The organism is Streptomyces sp. WM4235 (assembly GCF_001279725.1).
Classification (GTDB): domain Bacteria; phylum Actinomycetota; class Actinomycetes; order Streptomycetales; family Streptomycetaceae; genus Streptomyces.
This window is the reverse complement of the sequence record NZ_LGDE01000101.1, coordinates 20,042-34,688: the sequence shown is the minus strand read 5'-3', so window position 1 is coordinate 34,688 and position 14,647 is coordinate 20,042. Positions and strand designations below refer to the sequence as shown.

The following is a 14,647-nucleotide window of genomic DNA, read 5'->3' as shown; positions in this document are numbered from 1 at the left end:
CGACCGCCCCGCGCGCAGGAGTTTTACCCGTCCCGGCCCCGCCCCCTGCCCGGGCCGTGTTCCCCGGGGCTGTCCGGGGCTCAGGTGCCGGCCAGGAGGAGCCCGCCCATGGTGACCATCGTCGCCGCGACCAGGCCGTCCAGGACCCGCCAGGCCGAAGGCCGGGCGAGGAGACCGCTGAGCAGCCGTGATCCGTAGCCGAGCGCGCTGAACCACGCCAGGCTGGCCAGGACGGCGCCGCCACCGAACGCCCAGCGCAGATCGCCCCGGTCCGCCGCGAGGGAGCCCACGAGCAGGACGGTGTCCAGGTAGACGTGCGGGTTGAGCCAGGTCATCGCCAGGCAGGTCAGCACGGCCGTGCGGGCGGATCCGGGGGCCGTGCCCGAAGTGGAGAGCGCGGCCCCCGGATCGGGTCGCAGCACCCGGCGGGCCGCGAGGATCCCGTAGCAGATCAGGAAGGTGCCACCGGCGATCCCGACGGCGGTCAGCGCGGCCGGCCAGGCGTTGACGAAGGCCCCGACCCCCGCGACGCCGAGCAGGATGAGGAGCGCGTCGGACAAGGCACAGATGGCCACCACCGCGAGGACCGATTGGCGGCGTGCTCCCTGGCGCAGGACGAACGCGTTCTGGGCGCCGATGGCGACGATGAGGGAGAGACCGGTGCCGAAGCCCGCGAGACCCGCCGTGGTGATGCCGTGTGTCATGGCTTCGACCGTATGCAGGCGCGTCGGTTCAGTACAGCTAAAGTTTTTTACGTACCCTTAGCGCTCGTGATGGAAGAACTTCCCCTGGAGCAGGTGCGGACCCTGCTCGCCGTGGTCGACGAGGGCACCTTCGACGCCGCGGCCGCCGCCCTGCACGTGACCCCCTCCGCGATCAGTCAGCGCGTGAAGGCCCTGGAACAGCGCACGGGCCGGGTGTTGCTGATGCGCACCAAACCCGTACGGGCGACGGAGTCCGGGCAGGTGGTGATCCGGTTCGCCCGCCAACTGGCCCGGCTGGAACGGGACGCCCGCGCCGAACTCGGTCTGGGCGCGGACGAGGAGCGGGAGCCGGTCCGCCTGCCCATGGCGGTCAACGCCGACTCGCTGGCCACCTGGCTGCTGCCGGCGCTGACCCGCGTGCCCCGGGATCCGCCCGTCTGCTTCGAGCTGCACCGCGAGGACGAGGGTCACACCACGGCGCTGCTCCGGGAGGGCCAGGTGATGGCGGCGGTCACCTCCACGCCGGACCCGGTGGCCGGGTGCACGGTCCGGGCGCTCGGGCTGGCGCGCTACCTGCCGGTGGCCCGGCCCGATTTCGCCGCCCGTTACCTGACCGGGCCGTTGGAGCGGGACCTGCGGGAGGCGCCGGTGATCGTCTTCGACCGGCGCGACGAGCTCCAGGACCGGTTCGTGCGGACCCTGGCGCGCGGCGCCGGCTCGGGGGCGGGGGCGAGTTCGGTCCGGCACCACGTGCCGACCTCGGAGGGATTCCGCGACGCCGTGGCCGCCGGCCTGGGGTGGGGGCTGGTCCCGCAGGCGCAGGCCGACCCGCTCCTGCGGGCCGGGGAACTGGTGCTGTTGACGCCGAAGCGGACGATGGACGTGCCGTTGTACTGGCAGCAGTGGAAGTTGGACTCGCCCGCGCTCGCGGTGGTCGCGGAGGTGATCGCGGAGGCCGCGAGGGAGGCACTGTTGCCTCCGGCGCGCTGAGTCGGGCAGGTCCTACGCTGTCGACATGGAGTCCTACACGATCGGCCAGGCGGCGCGATTGCTCGGGGTGAGCGTCGACACGGCGCGCCGCTGGGCCGACGCCGAACGCTTTCCCACCCGTCGGGAGGGCTCGCGGCGCATGGTCCAGGGCCCGGACCTGGCGGCCTTCTGCGTGCGGGTGGCGCAGGAGGGTGACGAAGACGAGGGGGCCGCGTACACCTCCGCCCGCAATGCCTTTCCGGGCATCGTCACCGCCGTGAAGCTCGGCACGGTGGACGCGCAGGTGGAGATCCAGGCCGGACCGCACCGGGTCGTGTCCCTGCTGACGCGGGAGGCGGTGGAGGAACTGGGACTGGAGGTCGGCGCGAGGGCGGTCGCCCGGGTGAAGTCGACCAGCGTGTTCGTCGACCGGGGTTGAACCGCGCGGCCGGGTCGGGGCGCGCCCGGTGGTCGGTCGGCGGGGCACCGGGGGTGAGGGTGTGTCACCCACGCCTGGTAACTTCTACAGTGTTGTAGAAACAAGCCGACGTATGGAGCTCTCATGGCCCTGTGGGACCGCATCAAGGAGTCCGCATCGACGATGCAGACCCAGCTCGTGGCGACCAAGAACGACCTCAAGAGCGGCGCGTTCCGCGACGCGAGCATGGCGATGTGCGCGTTGGTCGCCGCCGCCGACGGGACCATCGATCCCGACGAGCGCAGGCGCGTGGCGCAGTTGATCGCCGGCAACGAGGTGCTGCGGAACTTCGACGCCGACGACCTGCGCCGCCGGTTCGAGGCGAACCTGACCAAGCTCACCACCGACTTCGACTTCGGCAAGGTCAGCGTGCTCCAGGAGATCGCCAAGGCGAAGAAGAAGCCGACCGAGGCGCGCGCCGTGGTGCAGATAGGCATCGTCATCGGCGGGGCCGACGGGGACTTCGACAAGACCGAGCAGGCCGTGGTGCGCGAGGCCTGCTACGCGCTGGACCTGCCCCCGCACGAGTTCGACCTCTGAGTCGCCCCGCGCCCTTCTCCGGCGCGCCCGCGCCCCGCCGGTGACCTCAGAGTGCCGTGGCGGTTCGCAGGACGCAGATCAGGGTCACCGCCGAGTTCGCGGAGGAGAGCGCCGAGACCGTCGTGCCCGCCGCCGCGCTCCAAGTGGCCAGCCCGGCCGCCGTGCGCAACGGGGGCCAGACGAGCGCAGGCGGGGCCGGGGACAGCAGTGCCGCCACACGGCGCGGCACCGGCCCGGCCGTCGCGGCGGGGAGCCCCGGGGGAGTGGTCGGGTGAGCAGGGCGGCCTTGCCGATGGCCGTGGCGACCGTACGGCGATTGCCCACCCGGGCCGCCGCGGCCTCGTCCGCCCAGCGCTCGGCCGTGTACGCGACGGCCGAACACAACGGCCGCAGGAAGGGGTTGGCGCAGGCGGCGAGCCGCACCACGGTCAGGAACCGGTGGTGACGACCGGCGAGGTGCGCCCGCTCGTGGGCGAACAGCGCCCGCCGCTCGGCGGGGTCGAGTGCCGACAGCAGGCCCGTCGTCACCACGACGCGGCCACCGTGCCGGCCCGGGCCGGGCAACGCGTAGGCGTACGGTTCGGCGGCCGGCAGCACCACCACCGGCCCGTCGGCCAGTCCCGCGAGCGCGCGCCGACAGTCGCGCCGGACCCGGCGAGCGCGCCACACGGCGGCCGCGGCGGAGCCGAGCACGGCCGCCAGCGCGGGGATCGCCGCGGGGCCGGCCACCTCGTCGTAGGGGAGCGCCGCGCGCACCTCGGGGTCCGACCAGGCGTCGGGCAGCGGATTGCCCGGCAGTTGGGCGGTGCCCACCACCATGAGCAGGGCCAGGCACAGGGTGCTGCACAGGGCCAGCGCGCCGGCCGCGCCGGTCAGCAGCCAGGTGGCGGTGCGCGGGTGCAGGTGCTGCGCGGCCGGCTGGGCGAGCGGCCAGGCGGTCAGGGGTAGGACCAGGGGAAGGAAGACGAGCAGGCCCATCGGTGTCCCGTCCCGTCAAGCCCGGGTCGGGTCGGAGCCGGGGGATCCGCCGCCCGGCACCTCACCCCCGAGCAACTCGCGCAACAACCGTTCGTCGTGGGGCGACAGCGCGGTGACGAAACTGGCCAGCACCGCGTCACGGTCCGCTTCCCCGTCCAGGACCTTGCGCATCCGCAGCGCGGCCAGCCCCGCGCCGTCCGCGACGGGCGTCCAACGGAACGACCGGCCCGACCGCTCCCGCTCGACCGCGCCCTTGTCGTGCAGGCGGGTCAGGATGGTGATCACCGTCGTGTAGGCGATGCCCCCGCCGATCCGCTCCTGCACCCAGCCCGCGGTGGCGGCCTCCGGGGACTCGCCGAGCGCGGCCAGCACCTGGGCCTCCAACTGCCCCTGGGCCCGACGCCGGGACGGGTGCGGGCCGGCGGAGCCACCCTCGTCGTGGTCGTTCATGCCCTCCGCCTTCCGGTCCGCGTCCCGACTGTCGCGGGGAGGTCATCGTACTGACGCCCCGAGGCGGCCACGGTCGCCCCGGCGGGGTTCGCCGTGCCGCGCCGGGGCACCCGCGGTGTCACACGGCGTCGCCGGCCCGGTCCGGTGGCCTCCGTCGCGGGTGATGTCCCGGTGCGGTGGTGTCCTGGATCGGGCACCGGCACGGCGGTGGCAGACTGGCGGCTGATCCGCCGAAGGGGAGTACGTCCTTGTCCATGTTCAGCAACCTGCGCCGGGCCGTGCGCCGCGGCTATCGGCGGGCCGTCGACCTCAGCCACCCGGCCCGCTCCCCTCTCGGCAGCGCGGTCGTCAACTGCCTCGTCTACCGCGACGGCCTCCGCCAGGAGGACTGCGGGGAGGTCGACGAGGCGCTGCGCCGGGTCCGCAAGAACGGCGAGGGCTTCGTGTGGGTCGGCCTGCACGAGCCGAGCCAGGAGGAGATCACCGGGCTCGCCGGGCTGTTCGACCTGCACCCGCTCGCCGTCGAGGACGCCGTCAACGCCCACCAGCGGCCCAAGGTGGAGCGGTACGACGACACCCTCTTCGCCGTGTTCAAGACTGTTCGCTACGTCGAACACGAGGAGTTGACCGCGACCAGCGAGGTCGTGGAGACCGGCGAGTTGATGGCCTTCGTCGGCGAGGACTTCGTCCTCACCATCCGGCACGGCGGCCGCGGCACCCTCGGCCCGGTCCGTGAGGCCCTGGAAGCCGCCCCGGACCAACTTGCCAAGGGCCCGGCGGCCGTGCTGCACGCCATCGCCGACCATGTGGTCGACGACTACGTGGCCGTCACCGACGCCGTGCAGAACGACATGGACGCCGTCGAGACCGCGGTGTTCAGCGAGTACGGCGGTCGTGGCGACGCCGGGCGGATCTACCAGCTCAAGCGCGAACTCCTCGAACTGCGCAGGGCGGTGGCGCCCCTCGGTCGACCGCTGCACCTGCTGGCCACGGAGCCGATACCGCTCATCCCGCCCGACGTTCGCGCGTACTTCCGCGACGTGGCCGATCACCTCACCCGCGCCACCGAACAGATCGGCGCCTACGACGGACTCCTCGACTCCGTCCTCCAGGCCCACCTCGCGCAGGTGACCGTGGCCCAGAACGAGGACATGCGCAAGATCACGGCCTGGGCGGCGATCGTCGCCGTGCCGACCATGGTCTGCGGGGTGTACGGCATGAACTTCGACCACATGCCGGAGCTGCACTGGACGTATGGATATCCGCTGGTGCTCGCGGTCATGGCGATTGCCTGCCTCGTGATCCACCGGGGGTTCCGGCGCAACGGCTGGCTCTGACCCGGCGGGACGGCCCGACGGCGGTTCGCGGGCGGGCCGTGTACCGGGGCCAGGGGCCGTGCGCGGAGCCAGGCCCCCGCAGGTCAGGACCCCGCGCGCCGAACACCGCGATCGGTGCGCGGGGACTCCTCCCGACACCTCGGTGCCCGGCGCGGCGAAAGAGCCGCGGACACCGGGCCGGACCCCGTGGTGTCCGGCCAGTCAACCAGGCCGGCAGAGGTCGCCACGACTGGTGCCCGACACGGAAAAGCCGCCGGTGAAAGGCTCGCGACCTGGTCGATGATCCGAACCGGCCGGCCGCTCGCCGGCGTCAACCGGCCAGACTCATCAGCATCACCGGATCGGACGTCGGCCGGGGCGATCCGCCCGCCGGCTCCAGGGTGACCCCCACCGCGGTGGCCCGACCGACCGGCCCGGTCATCAGGGTGCTCCCGTCGCCGCCGAGCAGGCCCGCCGGTCGCATCCCCGGACCGTCCGCGAACCAGAGCTGGTACGTCTTGCCCGCCGGGGCGGGCGCCATCCCGGAGCCGACGAACGCGGCCCGGTTCCGCTCCGCGCTCACCACCACCGTGCCCTTCGCGCCGGACGCCGTGCGACCCACCACCGTCCGGGCGTCCGGGGCGGTGATCACGTCCGTCAGGTTCTGCAGTTCGCGCAGCTCCCGGCCGGCCTGGACGGCCTGGTCCCGCTGCCACACCGCCGTGCCGCCCAGGGCGAGCGCCCCGGCCAGACAGGCCGCGAGGGCCATCGGCAGGGCGCGCCTGCGCAGGCTCGGGATGCCCCGGCGGGCCGGAGGCAGTTGCCGCACCGTGTCGATCCGGTCCAGTACGTGCGCGCGCATCGCGGGTGGCGGAGGCAGGGCGGTCGCCGAGCCGAGCCGGGCGGCCGTCGCGGTGAACTCCCGTACGTCCTGAGGACACAGCGCGCACCGGGCGAGGTGGTGCTCGAAGGCGGTCCGTTCCTCGGAGTCCAGGGCGTTCAGCGCGTAGGCGCCGGCGAGGGCGTGCATGTGGTCGGTCCCGGTGCTCATGCGTTGACCCCCATGCAGTCGCGCAGGCGGATCAGGCCGTCGCGCAACCGTGTCTTGACCGTGGGCAGCGGGGTGCCGAGGGTCTCCGCGACCTCGCGGTACGTCAGCCCGCCGTAGTAGGCGAGGCTGACGGCCTGCCGCTGCAGTTCGGTGAGGCCGCGCACGCAGCGGCGCACCTGCTCGCTCTCCAGCCGCACCTCCACCTGCTCGCTCACCTCGTCGTAGGGGCGCGTGTGCTCCCGGGCCGCGTTGTCCTGCTCGCGGGCCGCCGCCGCCTGCGCGGAGCGGACCCGGTCCACCGCGCGCCGGTGCGCGATCGTCATCACCCAGGTCATGACGCTGCCCTTGTCGGAGCGGTAGCGCGCGGCCTGCCGCCAGACGTCGATCAGGACCTCCTGCGCCACTTCCTCGGACTGCGCCCGGTCCCGCAGGACCTTGACGACGATGCCGTAGACGGGACCCGCGACCACGTCGTAGAGCGTGGCGAAGGCGTCCTGGTCGCCGCGGGCGATCTGGTCCATGAGGGTGGGCAGGTCGGGGCCGGGCTTCTCCCAGGCCGCGCCGAAGGTCACCGGTTGCCGCACGAGAGCCCCTTTCGCCCGAGGAGCCGGCCGTTTCGAGTACAGGTCATGGCGGGGGCTTCCTTCGGGGGCGGCGACGACTGACAGGGGTGACACATGGAGGGTTTCGTAGCCGGGGCCCTCATGGATTGGTTTGCTCCGGAACTGACAACAAGGCTTCTCCGCGCCTCGAATATCTGGTAGGAAAGTTTCCTAACCGAATCGGGAAGCCTCAACCATCGCATGGAGGCCTTGTGTTCACCCCCCAACGCAAGAACCGGACCGTCGCGCTCGGCGCCCTGCTCGGCGCCGCCCTGCTCGCCGCCCCCGTCGCGGCCCACGCCACGGCGGCCCCGGCCACCGCACCCGCCGCCTCCACCGCGGCGGCGGCGACCGGACTCGACGACCCGGCGAAGAAGGACATCGCCATGCAGATCGTCTCCAGCGCGGAGAACTCCTCGCTGGACTGGAAGGCGCAGTACAAGTACATAGAGGACATCGACGACGGCCGCGGCTACACCGCCGGGATCATCGGGTTCTGTTCCGGCACCGGCGACATGCTGGACCTCGTCGAGTACTACACGCAGGTCAAGCCCGGAAACGTGCTCGCGAAGTACCTTCCGGCGCTGCGCAAGGTCGACGGGAGCGATTCGCACGCCGGCCTCGATCCGAACTTCACCAAGGACTGGGCCAAGGCCGCCCAGGACACGGAGTTCAAGAAGGCCCAGGACCACGAGCGCGACCGCGTCTACTTCAACCCCGCCGTCAAGCAGGGCAAGAGCGACGGTGTCGGCACCCTCGGCCAGTTCGCCTACTACGACGCCATCGTCATGCACGGCGACGGAAGCGACTCCACCAGCTTCCGCAACATCCGCAAGCGCGCCCTGACCAAGGCCAAGCCCCCGGCCCAGGGCGGCAACGAGACCACCTGGCTGAACGCCTTCCTCGACGCCCGCGTCTGGGCGATGAAGCAGGAGGAGGCCCACAGCGACACCAGCCGCGTGGACACCGCCCAGCGGGTGTGGGTCAAGAAGGGGAACCTGAACCTCGACACCCCGCTCGACTGGAAGGTCTACGGGGACCCCTTCCACATCGGCTGACCCTCCCGCGCACCCCGCGCCCCCCATCCGGCGCCCGGCACCCCGCGGCCCGGGACGGCCCCTCCCCGTCCCGGGCCGCGGTCGTGCGTCCGGGCCGGCGGCGCCGGGTGACGCGTGTCTCCCCCGGGTTCCGGCAGGGGGCTGTCCAGACCGGTCCGATCACGAGATATCTTGATGTCGAGCAATGTTGCAGACGAGAGACGCAGACTGTGGAGCGGAGCATCCGGTGACTGACTCGACCATCATCTACACGCACACTGACGAGGCCCCGGCCCTCGCGACGTATTCCTTCCTGCCTGTGATCCAGGCATACGCGTCGACGGCCGGTGTGAATGTCGAGACCCGTGACATCTCCCTGGCCGGTCGGATCATCGCCAGCTTCCCCGAGCACCTGGAAGAGGGCCAGCGCATCGCGGACGCCCTCGCCGAGCTGGGCGAACTGGCGAAGACCCCGGGCGCCAACATCATCAAGCTGCCCAACGTCTCGGCCTCGATCCCGCAGCTCAAGGCCGCGGTCGCCGAACTCCAGGGCCAGGGCTACGCGCTCCCGGACTACCCGGACGACCCGAAGAGCGACGAGGAGCGCGAGATCCGCGCCCGCTACGACAAGATCAAGGGCAGCGCCGTCAACCCGGTCCTGCGCGAGGGCAACTCCGACCGCCGCGCCCCCGCCTCGGTCAAGAACTACGCCAAGACCCACCCCCACCGCATGGGTGCCTGGACCTCCGAGTCGAAGACGAACGTCGCCACCATGGGCGCCGACGACTTCCGCTCCACCGAGAAGTCCACCGTGATCACCGAGGCCGGCACGCTCCGCATCGAGCACGTGGCCGCCGACGGCACCACCACCGTCCTGCGCGAGTCCGTACCGGTCCTCGCCGGTGAGGTCGTGGACGCGTCCGTCATGCACGTCGACGCGCTGCGCACCTTCCTGAACGCCCAGATCGAGCGCGCCAAGAACGAGGACGTGCTGTTCTCCGTGCACCTCAAGGCCACGATGATGAAGGTCTCCGACCCCATCGTCTTCGGCCACGTGGTCCGCGCCTTCTTCCCGAAGACGTTCGCCCGCCACGGCGAGACCCTCGCCGCCGCCGGTCTGTCCCCCAACGACGGCCTCGGCACCATCCTCAACGGCCTGGGCGCGCTGCCCGACGCCGCCGCGATCAAGGCCTCCTTCGACGCCGAGCTCGCCGAGGGCCCCGCCCTCGCCATGGTCGACTCGGACAAGGGCATCACCAACCTGCACGTCCCCTCCGACGTGATCGTCGACGCCTCCATGCCGGCGATGATCCGCACCTCCGGTCACATGTGGGGCCCCGACGGCGCCGAGGCCGACACCCTCGCCGTCCTCCCGGACAGCAGCTACGCCGGTGTCTACCAGGCCGTCATCGACGACTGCCGCGCGCACGGCGCCTTCGACCCGTCCACGATGGGCTCGGTGCCGAACGTCGGCCTCATGGCCCAGAAGGCCGAGGAGTACGGCAGCCACGACAAGACCTTCGAGATCGCCGCCACGGGCACCGTCCGCCTCGTCGACGCCGAGGGCAACGTGGTCCTGGAGCAGAAGGTCGCCAAGGGCGACGTCTTCCGCGCCTGCCAGACCAAGGACGCGCCGATCCAGGACTGGGTCAAGCTCGCCGTCACCCGCGCCCGCGCCTCCGGCGACCCGGCCGTCTTCTGGCTGGACGAGGGCCGCGCGCACGACGCGCAGCTGATCGCCAAGGTCAAGACGTACCTCGCCGAGCACGACACCGAGGGTCTGACCATCAAGATCCTCCCCCCGGTCGAGGCCACCGCCTTCTCCCTGGAGCGCATCCGCCGCGGCGAGGACACCATCTCGGTGACCGGCAACGTGCTGCGCGACTACCTGACCGACCTCTTCCCGATCCTGGAGCTGGGCACCAGCGCCAAGATGCTGTCGGTCGTCCCGCTGATGAACGGCGGCGGCCTCTTCGAGACCGGCGCCGGCGGCTCCGCCCCGAAGCACGTGCAGCAGCTCGTGAAGGAGAACTACCTGCGCTGGGACTCCCTCGGTGAGTTCCTCGCGCTGGCCGTCTCCTTCGAGCACCTCGCGACCACCACCGGCAACGCCCGCGCCCAGGTGCTGGCCGACACCCTGGACCGCGCGACCGGCACCTTCCTCAACGAGGACAAGTCGCCGAGCCGCAAGCTGGGCGGCATCGACAACCGCGGCAGCCACTTCTACCTCGCCCTGTACTGGGCGCAGGAGCTGGCCAAGCAGACCGACGACGCCGAGCTGGCGACCGCGTTCGAGGCGCTCGCCAAGACGCTGGGCGAGCAGGAGGGGACCATCGTCTCCGAGCTCATCGCGGTGCAGGGCTCCCCGGCCGACATCGGCGGGTACTACCAGCCCGACGCCGCCAAGGCCTCGAAGATCATGCGCCCGTCCGAGACCCTGAACCGGGCGCTCGCGATCCTGGGCTGACGCCCACGGCGTGTCCGCCGACGCCCCGACCGGGACCTCCCGGCCGGGGCGTCGGCGCGTCCGGACGCCGGCGACCGTATTCCGGTTGTGAAGGGGGTCCGCACACGGCTAGTAATACGGGGTGATCACTGGACAGCTGGCCGGACTGCGCGCCCGCCACCCCGACGACGTGGCGACCCTGCACGCCGGGCTCTACGAAGACGTCCCGAACCACTCCCGGTCGGACTCGCGTCCCTGGCGCCCGCTGACCCTGGCGAGCGGCCACTCCCTCTACGAGCCCGACGGGCCCTCCGACGACGGCAAGGCCGCCTTCTCCGTGGTCGACCTGGCCACCGGCGAACTCGCCGGCGAGGCCCTGTTGTGGGGCATCGACCCGCACAACCGGGGCGCCCACCTCGGGATGTCCCTCCTCCCCGGTGCCCGCGGCCGCGGGATCGGCGCGGAAACCGTACAACTGCTGTGCCACTACGGGTTCACCGTGCGCGGTCTGCACCGGCTCCAACTGGAGACCCTCGCCGACAACCCGGCGATGATCCGGGCCGCACAGAGCGCGGGCTTCCAGGTCGAGGGCACCCTGCGGCGCTCCGCGTGGGTGTACGGGGCCTTCGTCGACGAGGTGATCCTCGGGCTGCCCGCCGACGAGTGGGAACGCCCCTCCTGGCAGAACTGATTCGCCCCTCACGAACCCGCCGGGTGCGTTAGCCTGCCGCCGGTGAGCTGGGGGGAGAACTGGTGGCTCGTCGAGACGACACGTCCTGCGCCGGAATCGGGTGCGTGGGGTATCTGCTGCTCAACCTGGTGGTCATCGTCGGAGGGCTGCTCGCCACACCGGTGCTGATCCCCGACCTCATGGCCCTGCAGGACCCGCCGGTACGGGCGGAGGGACCCGGGGCCTGGGCGATCCTGTACGGCATACCCGTCGTGGTCGCGCTCGCCGTCACGGCCCTTGCCGGTCGGGGCGCGGCCTTCGCGTGGTGGCGGTTCCTGGCCCGGGCCGCCCTGCTCCTCGCGGCCGTCGCGGGCGCCGTGCTCTACACCGGGCACCGGGTGGCGGGCATCGAGTCGTGGAACGCGCGGGGCGCCCTGACGAGCGGCGCCGCGGGCCTGGCCGCCCTCGCCGTGTACCTGGGGATACGCCGCTGGGACCGCACGCGCGGGGCGCGGCCCCGGGCCGGGGAGATCTGGCTGGCCATGGTGCCGCTGCGGGAGGACCCGTCGCGGCACCTGCGGCACTACTGCGTGGTCCTCGCCACCGGACGCGGCCGCGCCGAGGTCGCGCAGATCACCACCAAGGACAAGGACGGCCGACGTGACCACGTCCGGCTCCCCAATGACGGCTGGGACGAGGTCTCCGGCCGCCCCCACTGGGTGGAGATCGGCCACGAGCCCCGGGTCGTCAGCTACCGGAAGTTCCTCGCGTCCCGGCCGCAGGGCCGCTGCCCGGACGCCGTCTGGTCCCAACTCCGGCCCCGGCGAGCGGTGTCGGCCCGCCCCTCGGCACCCGCGTCGCGGATGTGGGACCGGATCCGCGGGATCTGACCCGGGTCACCGGACGCCGGTGTGGACATCGGCCGCCACGCGGAAGCCGATGTTGCCCGCGGAGCTGTCCGGGGTGTTGCGGGTACGGGCCGCGACGCGGTAGCGGTTGCAGTACGAGTCGTGGCACATGTGCGAGCCGCCGCGCATCGCGCGCTCCGGGCCGGCCGCCGAGAAGCGGTCCGCGGACCACTCCCACACGTTGCCGACCGTGTTGTACAGGCCGTGCCCGTTGGGGCGGAAGGACTTCGCGGGGGCCGTACCCGCGTAGCCGTCCGCGCGCGTGTTGTGCCGGGGGAAATCGCCGTTCCAGATGTTGCACATGTACCGCCCGTCGGGCCTCAGTTCATCTCCCCAGGGGTACCGCCGCCCCTCCAGCCCGCCGCGCGCCGCGAACTCCCACTCGGGCTCCGTGGGCAGCCGGGTGCCGGACCAGGCGCAGTAGGCCCGGGCGTCGTTCCACGACACGTGCACCACCGGATGGTCCTGCCGTGCGGCGAACGAGGAACCGGGTCCCTCGGGGCGGCGCCAGTGCGCGCCCTCGACCGCCCGCCACCACGGGGTGCCGGCCACCGCAGGCGACCGCGCGCCGAGTTCGGGCGTGAGGAACCCGGCGAAGACGAAACTGAATCCGAAGGACTCCGCCTCCGTGACGTGCCCGGTGGCCTTCACGAACGAGGCGAACCGGGCGTTGGTGACGGTGGTCGGGGCGATGCGGAACGCCCCGACCACCGCCTCCCGTACCGGCCCCTCGCCATCCGCCGGGAAGCCGTCCGGGTCCTCGGTGCCCATCAGGAACCGGCCGCCAGCGAGTTCCACCAGGTCGCGCGCGGCCCGCTCCGCCGCCGGGTCGGCCCGCCGCGCCGGCGGCGGCGGTCCGAGCGCGAGCACGGTGGTGGCGGGTTCGCGGCCGGGGGCGCAGCAGGACTCGGTCGGCACGGGCATCACTCCTGGGTGGGCGGAACGGGCGGGGGCGGGGCTCAGCCGGCGCGGTCGGCGGCCAGCCGCGCCGCCAGCGCGGGGACGCCGAGGGCCTGCTCCTGCGCGGGTGTGGCCTGGTACAGCAGGTTCTTCAGCTGGTACGGGTCGGCGGCCAGGTCGTAGTACTCCCGGAAGGTGACCTGGCCGGTACCGGACACGGCGCCCGTCGCGTCGGTGTGCAGGTCGTAGTACTCCGTGTATTGCTTGTCCTTGGCCACGTACGAGGCCCAGGACTTCGGCCCCTCGGCGCCGGTGCCCTTCTTCCACCACTGGACGAGCAGGTGGTCCCGGGACTCGGAGCCGAGCAGGGACCGCCCGTCCTGACCGGCGGGCCGCGCGACGCCCGCGGCGTCCAGGATCGTCGGCGCGATGTCGATGTTCGCGACGATGCGGTGGTCCTTGGTGCCGCCGCCGAGACCGCCGGCGGGCCAGGACAGGTAGAAGGGGACCTCGTGGGCGGGGGAGTAGGGCACCGACTTCTTGGTCCAGCCGTGGTCCGCCCACGTGTAGCCGTTGTCCCCGGTGAAGACGACGAGGGTGTTCTCCAACTGGCCCAGCGCGACGAGCTTGTCGTGGATGGCCCGCACCGCGTCGTCCACCGAGAGCAGGCTGCGCAGTTGGCGCTTGCGGGTCTCGCGGCCGTCGTCGAGGGTGGACGTCGCGTCGCGGATGTAGGCGGGCTTGTCCGACCGGTCGTCCTCCGGGACCGAGGGGCGCCCGTTCCAGGCGGGGACGGGCGTTTCGGTGTACTTCGGTGCGGGCGTGTTCGGCGCGTGCGAGGCGTACGGGGTGACGTACGCGAACCAGGGCCGGCTGTCGGTGGTCGACTTGTCGAGGAAGGCCAGCGTCCGGTTCTTGACGATGTTGGTGGTGTACCCGGGGAGCTGCTGGACGGTGCCGTCCACGTTCCAGCGGGCGTCGTTGTATCCGGGCTGGAGGAGGGCGAACTCCTCGAAGTGCGGCGGATCGTCCGCGAGGGTCCAGGAGTTGAGGTACTTGCCGAACAGCCCCGTGCGGTAGCCGGCCTGCTTGAGGTGGCGCTGCACGGTGGTCGACTGGTCGAGGCTGTACGAGGCCGAGTTGTTGCGCACGCCGTGGTGGTGCGCGTGCCGTCCGGAGAAGATGGAGGACCGGGACGGTGCGCACAGCGGGGTCGCCGCGTGCCCGTGGGTGAAGGTGACGCCGTGGCCCCCCAGCCACTCGATGGTCTTCGGTATGGCCCAGTCGGTCTGCTTGGGCTGGTCGTCGGTGACGATGAGCAGGATGTTGGGGCGTGCCGCGGCCGGCGAGGCCGCCGCGTCCCGGGCAAGGGCCGGGGTGGCCGCGGCGGCCGCCACGGCCGCCGCGCCGGCGAGGAAGCCGCGTCTGCCGACGGGGTAGTTCCGGGGTCCGCTGGTGTGCTGCTCGCTCACGAGGGTCTCCTGTACGCGCGGGGGAAGGTGACGTACGTACGCGGGGCTCGCACCGGACCTCACGGCCCGCCGAACCCGCAGGTCAGACCCTAGAATTCGAGCAGCCGCGACTCAATGCCCGCCGCA

At 72.3% G+C, this 14,647-nt stretch carries 14 protein-coding genes and 1 pseudogene; 8 read left to right on the top strand and 7 right to left on the bottom strand.

Annotation, left to right across the window (positions count from 1 at the left end; all coding sequences use genetic code 11):
* Positions 1–80: 80 nt before the first annotated feature.
* Positions 81–704 carry a LysE/ArgO family amino acid transporter gene (locus tag ADK55_RS10195; protein ID WP_053677210.1) on the bottom strand — a complete coding sequence of 208 codons (624 nt, stop codon included), beginning with the start codon at positions 702–704 and terminating at the stop codon, positions 81–83.
* A 69-nt stretch (positions 705–773) separates the two neighbouring features.
* Between ADK55_RS10195 and ADK55_RS10190 the strand changes: the two genes are divergently transcribed.
* From ADK55_RS10190 to ADK55_RS10180, 3 genes are all read left to right on the top strand, one after another.
* A complete protein-coding gene (locus ADK55_RS10190) occupies positions 774–1,694 on the top strand; it encodes a LysR family transcriptional regulator ArgP (RefSeq protein WP_053677208.1) in 921 nt (306 codons plus the stop codon).
* Between the two features lie 25 nt (positions 1,695–1,719).
* The gene (locus tag ADK55_RS10185; RefSeq protein WP_053677206.1) at positions 1,720–2,112 is read left to right on the top strand and encodes a TOBE domain-containing protein; all 393 of its coding nucleotides are present in this window, start codon (positions 1,720–1,722) and stop codon (positions 2,110–2,112) included.
* A 123-nt stretch (positions 2,113–2,235) separates the two neighbouring features.
* Entirely contained in the window at positions 2,236–2,691 is a 456-nt protein-coding gene (locus tag ADK55_RS10180; protein ID WP_053677204.1) for a tellurite resistance TerB family protein, read from the top strand.
* Between the two features lie 46 nt (positions 2,692–2,737).
* Here ADK55_RS10180 and ADK55_RS10175 read toward each other — a convergent pair.
* Positions 2,738–3,669, bottom strand: a pseudogene (locus ADK55_RS10175) (M56 family metallopeptidase).
* A 15-nt stretch (positions 3,670–3,684) separates the two neighbouring features.
* The gene (locus ADK55_RS10170; protein ID WP_053677202.1) at positions 3,685–4,119 is read right to left on the bottom strand and encodes a BlaI/MecI/CopY family transcriptional regulator; all 435 of its coding nucleotides are present in this window, start codon (positions 4,117–4,119) and stop codon (positions 3,685–3,687) included.
* 254 nt (positions 4,120–4,373) lie between these two features.
* On the opposite strand from ADK55_RS10170, the gene corA reads away from it, so the two are divergent.
* On the top strand, positions 4,374–5,456 hold the full coding sequence (corA, locus tag ADK55_RS10165) for a magnesium/cobalt transporter CorA (protein ID WP_053677200.1): 1,083 nt from the start codon (positions 4,374–4,376) through the stop codon (positions 5,454–5,456).
* 310 nt (positions 5,457–5,766) lie between these two features.
* Here corA and ADK55_RS10160 read toward each other — a convergent pair whose 3' ends face one another.
* A complete protein-coding gene (locus ADK55_RS10160) occupies positions 5,767–6,486 on the bottom strand; it encodes an anti-sigma factor (RefSeq protein ID WP_053677198.1) in 720 nt (239 codons plus the stop codon).
* Positions 6,483–7,070 (bottom strand): sigma-70 family RNA polymerase sigma factor, encoded by a 588-nt coding sequence (locus ADK55_RS10155; protein ID WP_053677196.1) that lies wholly within the window; start codon positions 7,068–7,070, stop codon positions 6,483–6,485. The genes ADK55_RS10160 and ADK55_RS10155 overlap by 4 nt, the downstream gene beginning before the upstream one ends.
* 230 nt (positions 7,071–7,300) lie before the next feature.
* On the opposite strand from ADK55_RS10155, the gene ADK55_RS10150 reads away from it, so the two are divergent.
* The 4 genes from ADK55_RS10150 (at position 7,301) to ADK55_RS10135 (ending at position 12,131) form a co-directional block, all read left to right on the top strand.
* Entirely contained in the window at positions 7,301–8,146 is an 846-nt protein-coding gene (locus tag ADK55_RS10150; protein WP_371591486.1) for a chitosanase, read from the top strand.
* Between the two features lie 226 nt (positions 8,147–8,372).
* Entirely contained in the window at positions 8,373–10,592 is a 2,220-nt protein-coding gene (locus ADK55_RS10145) for an NADP-dependent isocitrate dehydrogenase (RefSeq protein ID WP_053677194.1), read from the top strand.
* A 121-nt stretch (positions 10,593–10,713) separates the two neighbouring features.
* Complete coding sequence (locus ADK55_RS10140) at positions 10,714–11,262, top strand: GNAT family N-acetyltransferase (protein WP_053677192.1); 549 nt, start codon at positions 10,714–10,716, stop codon at positions 11,260–11,262.
* A 62-nt stretch (positions 11,263–11,324) separates the two neighbouring features.
* Positions 11,325–12,131: a hypothetical protein gene (locus tag ADK55_RS10135; protein ID WP_159041347.1), complete on the top strand. Its 807-nt coding sequence runs from the start codon at positions 11,325–11,327 to the stop codon at positions 12,129–12,131.
* Positions 12,132–12,137: 6 nt separating this feature from the next.
* On the opposite strand, the gene ADK55_RS10130 is transcribed toward ADK55_RS10135, so the two are convergent.
* Together ADK55_RS10130 and ADK55_RS10125 are read right to left on the bottom strand one after the other, a co-directional pair.
* Positions 12,138–13,073, bottom strand: a complete 936-nt coding sequence (locus ADK55_RS10130; RefSeq protein ID WP_053677188.1) for a formylglycine-generating enzyme family protein — start codon at positions 13,071–13,073, stop codon at positions 12,138–12,140.
* Between the two features lie 35 nt (positions 13,074–13,108).
* Entirely contained in the window at positions 13,109–14,521 is a 1,413-nt protein-coding gene (locus tag ADK55_RS10125; protein WP_053677186.1) for a sulfatase, read from the bottom strand.
* Between the last annotated feature and the right edge of the window lie 126 nt (positions 14,522–14,647).